Origin of the sequence: Pseudomonas sp. 22490 (assembly GCF_052044465.1) — a bacterium.
Lineage (GTDB): Bacteria > Pseudomonadota > Gammaproteobacteria > Pseudomonadales > Pseudomonadaceae > Pseudomonas > Pseudomonas aeruginosa.
Map to the genome: position 1 here is coordinate 119,096 of NZ_JBQENS010000021.1, position 10,474 is coordinate 129,569.

Sequence of the window (10,474 nt, forward strand, 5' to 3'; positions counted from 1 at the left end):
CGCCCGCGCTTGCGGATAAGAGCTCGGATAGGTGAAAAATTTTTGTCACAAAAGGCAATAATAGGTGGGTTGACTCGTGACAGAATCTGCGCCGCCTTGGGGTGTCCTCCGGGTTGCGTGGAAAAGAGACGCGCCATAAGCGTCAGAGCCTAGAGGGCCGTGATGGATATCCTGTTCAATATGCGCGCGTTCGTCAGCGTCGCGGAGACCGGCAGTTTCACTGCCGCCGCCCAGCGCCTGGACCTGACGACCGCCTATGTCTCCCGTGCGGTGGCCAAGCTGGAGGCCCACCTGCAGACCCGCCTGCTGCATCGCACCACCCGGCGCATCGCGCTGACCGAAGCCGGGCAGCGCTACCTGATGCGCGCCCAGCAGATACTCGCCTACATCGAGGAGGCCGAGGCCGAGGCGGGCGACGCCCATGCGCGGCCGTCGGGCACGCTGAAGGTCCACGCGATGACCGGCATCGGCCAGCACTACCTGATCAAGGCCATCTCGCAATATTGCGAGACCTACCCGGAGGTTGGCTTCGACCTGACCCTGGCCAACCGGATCACCGACATTCTCGACGAGGGCTACGACATTTCCGTGGTGATCGCCCCCGAGCTGCCGGACTCCGGTTTCGTCTCCAAGTGCATCGGCCAGACCTACAGCATCCTCTGCGCCTCGCCGGGCTACATTGCCGCGCACGGCTTCCCCAAGCTGCCGGCGGAGCTGTCCGCGCACCGTTGCCTGCGCCTGGTGAACTCGGTGATGTCGCTGGACCGCTGGCTGTTCGACGGTCCCGACGGCCAGGAACTGGCCTGCATCAACCAGACGCATTTCCAGGTCAACACCGCCGACGCCATGACCGAGGCGGTGGTCTCCGGCATGGGTATCGGCGCGCTGCCGGTGTACGCGGCGGTCAACGGCCTGAAGGACGGCAGCCTGGTGCGGGTGTTGCCGCGCTATAGCCTGTTCCATCTCAACGTCTACGCCCTCTACCCCTCGCGGCAGTACCTGGATGCGAAGATCCGCACCTGGGTCGAGTTCCTCCGCGAGCACATGCCGGCGATGCTCGCCGCGGACGAGCACAGCCTGGCGGAGAGCGGTGGGTTGGCGAACTGAGCGGGAGTGGTGGGCGGCGCCCTTCGCGACGATCGCACCCCGGCTTGTCGGGAGTCGTAGGGCGGATAACCGCCTGGCGGTTGTCCGCCGATTCTCCGGAGCCCCGCGGACAACGCCAGGGGCGTTATCCGCCCTACAGGCTGTCTCCCACCCTCTGCAACTCCTCGATCAACGCCCGCAGGCAACTCGGCAGTGCTTCCAGGTCACGTACCAGCAGGCTGCGCTCGCGGATCGCCCAGGGCTCGTCGAGTTCGATGGTCGCCAGCTTCATCGTTCGGCTGTGGCGGCGCGCGGCGGACTGCGGGATCACGCCGATGCCGACGCCGCCCTCGATCATCCGGCAGATCGCCTCGAAGCTGGAGACCTGGATGCGCAGCGATAGCTGCTCGCCCATCTGCTCCACCCGTTCGTACAGAAAGGCGTGCAGGGTGGTGCCCTCGGGCAGGCCGATATGCTGGAACTGCAGGGTGTCGCGCAGGCGTACCCTGGCCTGTCCGGCCAGCGGATGGCCCTGGGGCACCGCCATCACCAGGCGGTCGGTGCTGAAATGCAGGACCTGCAGGCCACTGGCCGCCACCGGCCCGGCGATGATGCCGAGGTCGGTGGAGCCGTCCAGCACGCCGCGGACAATGTCGCGGCTGAGGCGTTCCTGCAGGTCGACGGTGACCCCGGGACGAGCGGCGAGGAAGCCGGCGAGGATTTCCGGAAGGAATTCGGTGACCGCGGTGGTATTGGCGAAGATGCGGATATGCCCGGCGGCGTCGCTGCCGTACTCGGTGAACTCGCTCTTCAGGTATTCCACCTGGCGCATGATCAGCCGCGCGTGCTGTAGCAGGCGCTGGCCCGCCGGGGTCAGTTCGACGCCGCGGCTGTCGCGATACAGCAGGCGGCTGCCAAGCTGGCCTTCGAGCGCCTTGACCCGCGCGCTGGCGGCGGCCGGGGAAAGGAAGGCGCGGCGCGCGCCCTGGGTCAGGCTGGGCGACTCGGCGATATGGATGAACAGGCGCAGGTCGGCGAGATCGAAATGCATGGGCACTCCATGGCGTTCGGCAAATCCGAACGCGCCATTGCGTAATTGCAAATTCTCAAAACGCTAGCATCCTATCATTCTCCTCCCATCACCCCCTAGGTCATGGGAAGCCACGCATGAGTGAGTCCGCTTTCGCCCCCTGGATCGGTCGCCAGGAAGAAACCCACGATCAATTGAGCCGCAACCTGGTCAAGCGCATCGCCGCCACCTTCGGCGAGCCGACCCCGGCCCACGGCGAAGCGCTGCCGCCGCTCTGGCACTGGGCGTTCTTCCAGGACCCGGTGGAGGCCGCCGGCCTCGGCGTCGACGGCCACCCGGCGCGCGGCGGTTTCCTGCCGCCGGCGGACGATCGCAACCGCATGTGGGCCGGCGGGCGCCTGGAGTTCCACCAGCCGCTGCGGGTCGGCGGCGAGGCCAGCCGCACCTCGACCATCCTCCGGGTCGAGGAGAAGCACGGTCGCAGCGGCGCGCTGCTGTTCGTCACCCTGCGCCACGACTACCGCCAGGACGGCCAACTGGCGCTGAGCGAAGAGCACGACATCGTCTACCGCGAACCGACCCCGCCCAAGCTCGGCGGTACCGAGGCCTTGCCCGAGGGCGACTGGCGCGAGGCGCTGGAGCCCGATCCGGTGTTGCTGTTCCGCTACTCGGCGGTGACTTTCAACGGCCACCGCATTCACTACGACTGGCCCTATGTCACCGATGCCGAAGGCTATCCGGGCCTGGTGGTGCACGGTCCGCTGATCGCCACCCTGGCCCTGCGCGCGTTCTGCCGGGCCAATCCGCAGGCGCGCCTGCGTCGCTTCGCCTATCGCGGCCTGCGCCCGCTGATCTGTCCCGAACCGTTCGAGGTCGGCGGCCGCCTGCTCGCTGCCGGCAAGGCCGAGGTATGGGTCGGCAATGGCGCCGGCCTGGCCCAGCGCGGCGACGTGGAATTCGACTGAAAGGGCCCCAGCGCCCATCCAACGACAAGAATCGAGGAGTCACCGATGAATCCGAACAGCGAAGAGCTGAACGCGATCCGCGAGGGCGTACGTGCCCTCTGCGCCGAATTCGACGCCGCCTACTGGCGCTGCATCGATGAGCAGCGCGGTTTTCCCGAGGCCTTCGTCAAGGCCCTGACCGACGCCGGCTGGCTCTCGGCGATGATCCCGGAGGAGTACGGCGGTTCCGGTCTGGGCCTGGCCGAGGCCTCGGTGATCCTGGAGGAAGTCAACCGCTGCGGCGGCAACTCCGGCACCGTGCACGGGCAGATGTACAACATGTTCACGTTGCTGCGTAACGGCAGCGAGGCGCAGAAGCGCTTCTACCTGCCGAAGCTGGCCAGCGGCGAGCTGCGCCTGCAATCGATGGGGGTGACCGAGCCGACCACCGGCACCGATACCACCAAGATCAAGACCACCGCCGTGCGCAAGGGCGACCGCTATGTGATCAACGGGCAGAAGGTGTGGATCTCGCGGATCCAGCACTCCGACCTGATGATCCTGCTGGCGCGCACCACGCCGCTGGCCGAGGTGAAGCGCAAGTCCGAAGGCATGTCGATCTTTCTCGTCGACCTGCGCGAGGCCATCGGCAAGGGCCTGACCGTGCAGCCGATCGCCAACATGGTCAACCACGAGACCAACGAGCTGTTCTTCGACAACCTGGAGATCCCCGCCGATAGCCTGATCGGCGAGGAAGGCAAGGGCTTCCGCTACATCCTCGACGGCCTCAATGCCGAGCGTACCCTGATCGCCGCCGAATGCATCGGCGACGGCCGCTGGTTCATCGACAAGGCCAGCCACTATGCCCGCGACCGCGTGGTCTTCGGCCGGCCGATAGGGCAGAACCAGGGCGTGCAGTTCCCCATCGCCGAGGCGCACATCGAAGTGGAGGCCGCCGACCTGATGCGCTGGCGCGCCTGCCAGGAGTACGACGCCGGGCTCAACGCCGGGGCCAGCGCGAACATGGCCAAGTACCTGGCGGCGAAAGCTTCCTGGGAGGCGGCCAACGCCTGCCTGCAGACCCACGGCGGCTTCGGCTTCGCCTGCGAGTACGACGTCGAGCGCAAGTTCCGCGAGACCCGCCTGTACCAGGTGGCGCCGATCTCCACCAACCTGATCCTGTCCTACGTGGCCGAGCACCTGCTCGAACTGCCGCGCTCGTTCTGAAGCGGGAGCCACCCATGCAGATCGACCGTCTCGACCACCTGGTGCTCACCGTCCGCGACATCGACGCCAGCATCGATTTCTACACCCGCGTGCTGGGCATGCGCGCCGTTACCTTCGGCGCGGGTCGCAAGGCCCTCGCCTTCGGTGCGCAGAAGATCAACCTGCACCAGGCCGGGGGCGAATTCGAACCCAAGGCCGAGCGACCTACGCCAGGGTCCGCCGACCTCTGTTTCATCGTCGCCACGCCACTCGAGGCGGTGGCCGAGCAACTGCGCCAGCAGGCCGTGGAAATCCTCGAGGGCCCGGTGCAGCGCACCGGCGCCGGCGGGCCGATCCTCTCGCTGTACCTGCGCGACCCCGACCTGAACCTGATCGAACTGAGCAACCCGCTGTAGGCCGTGTGCCTCGGGACAACTACAAGAGAGCGTTGGTCATGACCGACTACACCCAGCAACTCGCCGGCTTTCTCGCCGGCCTGCGCTACCAGGACCTGCCGCCGGCGGTGTTGGCGCGGATGGAAGAATTGTTCCTCGACTGGCTCGGCTCGGCGCTGGCCGGCAAGGGCCAGCATCCGATCCCATTGTTCGAGCGCTACGCCGAACGCATGGGCCCGGCCGATGGTAGCGCGCAGATCCTGCCCAGCCGGCGGCGCAGCTCGCCGTATTTCGCCGCCCTGGTGAACGGCGCGGCTTCCCACGTGGTGGAGCAGGACGACCTGCACAACAGCTCGGTGCTGCACCCCGCGGCGGTGGTCTTCCCTGCTGCCCTGGCCGCGGCCCAGGACCTCGGCCGCAGCGGCGCCGAGCTGATCCTCGCGGCGGTGGCCGGCTACGAGGCCGGCATCCGCATCGGCGAATTCCTCGGCCGTTCCCACTACCGGGTGTTCCATACCACTGCCACGGTCGGCACCCTCGCCGCGGCAGTGGCGGTGGGCAAGCTGATGGACTTCGACCGCGAGCGCTTCGTCGACCTGTTCGGCAGCGCCGGAACCCAGGCCGCCGGGCTCTGGGAGTTCCTCCGCGACGCCGCCGATTCCAAGCAGTTGCATACCGCCAAGGCCGCCGCCGACGGGCTGCTCGCCGCCTATCTCACCGCCGACGGCCTGAGCGGCGCGCGACACATCCTCGAAGGCGAGCAGGGGATGGCCGCCGGGATGTCCAGCGACGCCGACCCCGAGCGCCTGGTGGATCGCCTCGGCAGCCGCTGGGCGTTGCTGGAAACCTCGTTCAAGTTCCACGCCTCGTGCCGCCATACCCATCCCGCGGCCGACGCGCTGCTGGCGCTGATGCAGCGCGAAGGGCTCGATCACTCGCAGATCGCCGCGGTCACCGCGCGGGTCCACCAGGGCGCCATCGACGTGCTCGGCCGGGTGGTCGAGCCGCAGACCGTGCACCAGGCGAAGTTCTCCATGGGCACCGTGCTGGGCCTGATCGCCGTGTACGGCAAGGCCGGCCTCGGCGAGTTCCATCGGCATGCGCTGAGCGACCCGCGGGTCGCAGCGTTCCGCGAGCGGGTCGAGATGCGCCTGGACCCGGAGGTCGACGCCGCCTATCCGCAGCGCTGGCTCGGGCGGGTCGAAGTACTGGATCGCGAAGGGCGGCGCCATACCGCCGCCATCGACGAACCCAAGGGCGATCCTGGCAATACCCTCAGCCGCGACGAGCTGGCCGACAAGTTCCGCCGCCTGCTGGCGTTTTCCGGCGCGGCCACCGGCGCCGAGGCGGAGATCCTTATCCAGCGCGCCTGGGGCCTGCGTCAGGCGCCTTCCGTAACGCCCCTGATCTGATCAACCGAACCAGCCGCACCTCGTCTTCGACGGACGAGGGCAGGGAGTCCGACCCATGACGCAATCCCACCAGCCGCGCCCGCTTGACGGCATCACCGTGGTCAGCCTGGAGCACGCCATCGCCGCGCCCTTCTGCACCCGCCAACTGGCCGATCTCGGCGCGCGGGTGATCAAGATCGAACGCCCCGGCGTCGGCGATTTCGCCCGCGGTTACGACGAGCGGGTCAACGGCCTGTCGTCGCACTTCGTCTGGACCAATCGTTCCAAGCAGAGCCTCAGCCTCGATCTCAAGCAGGCCGAGGCGCTGCCGTTGCTGGAGAAGCTGCTGGCCGGCGCCGACGTGCTGGTGCAGAACCTCGCGCCGGGCGCCGCCGCGCGCCTGGGCCTGTCCTACGAGGCGTTGCGCGAGCGCTTCCCGCGACTGATCGTCTGCGATATCTCCGGCTACGGCGAAGGCGGTCCCTACGAGAAGAAGAAGGCCTACGACCTGCTGATCCAGAGCGAGGGCGGCTTCCTTTCGGTGACCGGCGGCGCCGGGCCGAACGAGATGGCCAAGGCCGGCTGTTCGATCGCCGATATCGCCGCCGGCATGTACGCCTACAGCAGCATCCTTTCGGCCCTGCTGCTGCGCGAGCGCACCGGCGAGGGCAGCCGCATCGACGTGTCGATGCTGGAGAGCCTGGTGGAGTGGATGGGCTACCCGATGTACTACGCCTACCAGGACGCGCCGCCGCCGCCGCGCGCCGGCGCTTCGCACTCGACCATCTACCCCTATGGGCCATTCCCCGCCGGCGACGGCGGCACAGTGATGCTCGGCCTGCAGAACGAGCGCGAGTGGCGGGCCTTCTGCGACAAGGTCCTGCGCCGCCCGGAGCTGGCCGACGACGAACGCTTCTCGGCGAACTTCAAGCGCTCGGCCAACCGCGAAGAGCTGCGTGCGCTGATCGTCGAAGCCTTCGCCGCCTTGCCGGCCGCCGAGGTGGTGGCGCGCCTGGAACAGGCGCAGATCGCCAACGCCCACGTCAACGACATGGCCGGGGTCTGGGCGCACCCGCAGTTACAGGCGCGGCAACGCTGGACCTCCATCGACAGCCCGGCCGGGCGCCTGCCGGCGTTGTTGCCGCCGGCCAGCAGCAGCGCCTTCGTTCCGCGCATGGATGCGGTGCCGGCGCTGGGCGGCGACAGCGACGCGCTGCTTGCCGAACTGGGCTGTACCGCGGCCGATATCCAGCGCCTGCGCGCGACCGGAACGGTATGAGGAGGCGGACATGAACCGACAGATCGTGCGCAGCGCGCTGTTCGTCCCGGCGACCCGCCCGGAGCGGATCCCCAAGGCCCTTGCCAGCGGCGCCGACCGGGTCATCGTCGACCTCGAGGATGCGGTGGAGGAGGGGCTGAAGGTCGAGGCGCGGGCCAATCTCCGGCGTTTCCTCGTCGATACGCCGGAAGCCCGGGTGCTGGTGCGGATCAACGCGGCGGAGCATCCCGGGCATGCCGACGACCTGGCGCTGTGCCGCGACCACGCCGGAGTGATCGGCCTGCTCCTGCCGAAAGTGGAGAGCGCCGCCCAGGTGCGCCACGCCGCCGTGGCCAGCGGCAAGCCGGTCTGGCCCATCGTCGAGAGTGCCCGCGGCCTTGCCGCGCTAGGCGAGATCGCCGCCGCCGCGGGGGTCGAGCGGCTGTCCTTCGGCAGCCTCGACCTGGCCCTGGACCTCGATCTCAACAGCGGCAGCAACGCAGCCGAACAGATTCTCGGTCACGCCCGTTACGCACTGCTCCTGCAATCGCGCCTGGCAGGCCTGGCGCCGCCGCTGGACGGCGTCTATCCGGCGATCCAGAACCGTGCCGGACTGGTCGAGGCAGTGCGCTTCGCTCGCGACATGGGCTTCGGCGGGTTGCTGTGCATCCATCCGAGCCAGGTCGAGCCGATCCACCAGACATTGATGCCGAGTCCCGCGGAACTGGAGTGGGCGCGTCGGGTGGCAGAGGCCGGCGCCTCCGGTGCCGGCGTCTTCGTGGTCGACGGCGAGATGGTCGACGCGCCGGTGCTGGGGCGCGCGCGACGCCTGCTGGAGCGGGCCGGGGAGGGTGGCTGAACGCGTTCGACAGACGCGAACGCGGGCTTGAGCAATGGCGAATTCTCCGAACGCGCCGGCTGCGTCAGGCTCGTCGATACCTCGAAAGCACAACAACAATCTGAGGTCACGAAATGTTCAAGACGATGGTACGGGCGCTGTTGTGCGCCCTGGCGATCGGTGGCTCCTGCCTGGCGAATGCCGCGCAGCCGATCGTCATCAAGTTCTCCCACGTGGTCGCGGAAAACACGCCCAAAGGCCAGGGCGCGCTGCTGTTCAAGAAACTCGTCGAACAGCGCCTGGGCGGCCGGGTCGAGGTAGACGTCTATCCCAACTCGTCGCTGTTCGGCGACGGCAAGGAAATGGAGGCGCTGCTGCTGGGCGACGTGCAGATGCTGGCGCCGTCCCTGGCCAAGTTCGAGCAGTACACGCGCAAGGTGCAGATCTTCGACCTGCCGTTCCTCTTCGACGACATCCAGGCGGTCGACCGCTTCCAGCGCAGCCCGCAGGGGCGCGCCTTGCTGACCAGCATGCAGGGCAAGGGCATCCTCGGCCTGGCCTACTGGCACAACGGGATGAAGCAGCTCTCCGCCAATCGCCCGTTGCTGGAGCCGGAAGACGCGCGCGGGCTGAAATTCCGCGTGCAGGCGTCCGACGTGCTCAACGAGCAGTTCCGCCAGCTCCGCGCGATCTCCCGGAAGATGTCCTTCGCCGAGGTCTACCAGGGCTTGCAGACCGGCGTGGTGAATGGCACCGAGAACACCTGGTCGAACTACGAGAGCCAGAAGGTCAACGAGGTACAGAAGTATTTCACCGAGTCCAACCACGGCTTGGTGGACTACATGGTGATCACCAACGCGAAGTTCTGGAATGGCCTTCCGGCGGACATCCGCGAAGAACTGCAGCGGATCATGGACGAGGTCACCGTGCAGGTGAACCTCGAGGCCGAGCGCCTCAACCGCGACGCCCGCCAGCGCATCCTCGCCAGTGGCGCCAGCGAGATCCATACCCTGAGCCCGCAGCAGCGCGCCGACTGGCGCCAGGCGATGCAGCCGGTATGGCAGAAATTCCGCGGCAATGTCGGTGCCGATCTGCTCCAGGCCGCCGAAGCTTCCAACCGTCCCGATTGACCCGTCCGGCCCCGCCCGGCCGGGCGGGGCATTGTGGAGAACGCTGCGATGAATCGACTCGTGCGCGTCTGGAACCGCTTCGAGGAGGGCGCTATCGCCTTCCTGCTGGCGGCGATGACGCTGGTGACCTTCCTCTATGTGGTGATGACCAACGTCTTCACCCTGTTCTACGACCTCGGCGACCGCCTGCCGACACTGCGGGCTCCGCTGTACTCGATGGGCGACGCGATCCTCGGGGTAGCCCAGGATATGTCCTGGAGCAACGCGCTGACCAAGGCGCTGTTCGGCTGGCTGATCTTCCTCGGCATCGCCTACGGCGTACGCACCGCCGGCCACCTCGGGGTGGATGCCCTGGTGCGCCTGGCGCCGCGTCCCTTGCAGCGCCTGATCGGGATACTCGCCTGCCTCTGCTGCCTGGGCTACGCCGGGCTGTTCATGGTCGCCAGCTACGACTGGGTGAAGACCCTGTTCGTCGCCGGCATCGGCGCCGAGGACCTCGACCACTTCGGCATCCTCCAGGCCTACATCGCGGTGGTGGTGCCGGTCGGCTTCGGCCTGGTGCTGCTGCGCTACCTGGAAATCCTCGTCAACCTGTTGCGCGGTCGCCAGCTCGGGCTGGGCCTCGCCGACGAGGCCGCCGAGGCCTCCAAACTGGCCGGCGAAGAGGCCGGGGAGAACCGTCCATGACCGTGCTGATCCTGTTCCTGCTGCTGTTCCTGTTCATGTTCATCGGCGTGCCCATCGCCATCTCCCTGGGGCTGTCCGGCGCCCTGACGATCCTGCTGTTCAGCCCGGATTCGGTGCGCTCGCTGGCGATCAAGCTGTTCGAGACCTCCGAGGCCTACACCCTGCTGGCGATCCCGTTCTTCCTGCTCTCCGGCGCGTTCATGACCACCGGTGGCGTGGCGCGGCGCCTGATCGACTTCGCCAACGCCTGCGTCGGACACATCCGTGGCGGCCTGGCGATCGCCGCGGTGCTCGCCTGCATGCTCTTCGCCGCGCTATCCGGCTCGTCTCCGGCAACGGTGGCGGCAGTGGGTTCGATCGCCATCGCCGGCATGGTCCGCTCGGGTTATCCACAGGCGTTCGGCGCCGGGATCGTCTGCAACGCCGGCACCCTCGGCATCCTCATCCCGCCATCGATCGTGATGGTGGTCTACGCCGCCGCCACCGAGACCTCGGTGGGCAAGCTGTTC

The 10,474-nt window shown here is 67.9% G+C and carries 10 protein-coding genes and 1 pseudogene; 10 read left to right on the forward strand and 1 reads right to left on the reverse strand.

Annotated features, from left to right (window positions below):
- The first annotated feature begins 162 nt into the window (after positions 1-162).
- The gene (locus ACTJJX_RS22325) at positions 163-1,107 is read left to right on the forward strand and encodes a LysR family transcriptional regulator (RefSeq protein ID WP_003105984.1); all 945 of its coding nucleotides are present in this window, start codon (positions 163-165) and stop codon (positions 1,105-1,107) included.
- Between the two features lie 133 nt (positions 1,108-1,240).
- Here ACTJJX_RS22325 and ACTJJX_RS22330 read toward each other — a convergent pair whose 3' ends face one another.
- Positions 1,241-2,137, reverse strand: a complete 897-nt coding sequence (locus ACTJJX_RS22330) for a LysR family transcriptional regulator (RefSeq protein ID WP_003085908.1) — start codon at positions 2,135-2,137, stop codon at positions 1,241-1,243.
- A 116-nt stretch (positions 2,138-2,253) separates the two neighbouring features.
- Here ACTJJX_RS22330 and ACTJJX_RS22335 point away from each other — a divergent pair, with 116 nt between their 5' ends.
- From ACTJJX_RS22335 to dctM, 9 genes and pseudogenes are all read left to right on the forward strand, one after another.
- Positions 2,254-3,081 carry an FAS1-like dehydratase domain-containing protein gene (locus tag ACTJJX_RS22335; protein WP_003085910.1) on the forward strand — a complete coding sequence of 276 codons (828 nt, stop codon included), beginning with the start codon at positions 2,254-2,256 and terminating at the stop codon, positions 3,079-3,081.
- A gap of 45 nt (positions 3,082-3,126) precedes the next feature.
- A complete protein-coding gene (locus ACTJJX_RS22340; protein WP_016851919.1) occupies positions 3,127-4,287 on the forward strand; it encodes an acyl-CoA dehydrogenase family protein in 1,161 nt (386 codons plus the stop codon).
- 14 nt (positions 4,288-4,301) lie between these two features.
- Positions 4,302-4,682, forward strand: a complete 381-nt coding sequence (locus tag ACTJJX_RS22345) for a VOC family protein (protein WP_003085915.1) — start codon at positions 4,302-4,304, stop codon at positions 4,680-4,682.
- A gap of 38 nt (positions 4,683-4,720) precedes the next feature.
- The gene (locus tag ACTJJX_RS22350; protein ID WP_003163174.1) at positions 4,721-6,073 is read left to right on the forward strand and encodes an MmgE/PrpD family protein; all 1,353 of its coding nucleotides are present in this window, start codon (positions 4,721-4,723) and stop codon (positions 6,071-6,073) included.
- 55 nt (positions 6,074-6,128) lie between these two features.
- Positions 6,129-7,331 carry a CaiB/BaiF CoA transferase family protein gene (locus ACTJJX_RS22355; protein WP_003110264.1) on the forward strand — a complete coding sequence of 401 codons (1,203 nt, stop codon included), beginning with the start codon at positions 6,129-6,131 and terminating at the stop codon, positions 7,329-7,331.
- A 10-nt stretch (positions 7,332-7,341) separates the two neighbouring features.
- On the forward strand, positions 7,342-8,169 hold the full coding sequence (locus tag ACTJJX_RS22360) for an HpcH/HpaI aldolase/citrate lyase family protein (protein ID WP_003123245.1): 828 nt from the start codon (positions 7,342-7,344) through the stop codon (positions 8,167-8,169).
- A gap of 113 nt (positions 8,170-8,282) precedes the next feature.
- Positions 8,283-9,278, forward strand: a complete 996-nt coding sequence (locus tag ACTJJX_RS22365; RefSeq protein ID WP_003114244.1) for a TRAP transporter substrate-binding protein — start codon at positions 8,283-8,285, stop codon at positions 9,276-9,278.
- A gap of 48 nt (positions 9,279-9,326) precedes the next feature.
- Positions 9,327-9,965: a TRAP transporter small permease gene (locus ACTJJX_RS22370; RefSeq protein WP_003114245.1), complete on the forward strand. Its 639-nt coding sequence runs from the start codon at positions 9,327-9,329 to the stop codon at positions 9,963-9,965.
- Positions 9,962-10,474, forward strand: a pseudogene (gene dctM, locus ACTJJX_RS22375) (C4-dicarboxylate TRAP transporter large permease protein DctM); the annotation flags it as partial. The gene ACTJJX_RS22370 and the pseudogene dctM, both read left to right, overlap by 4 nt.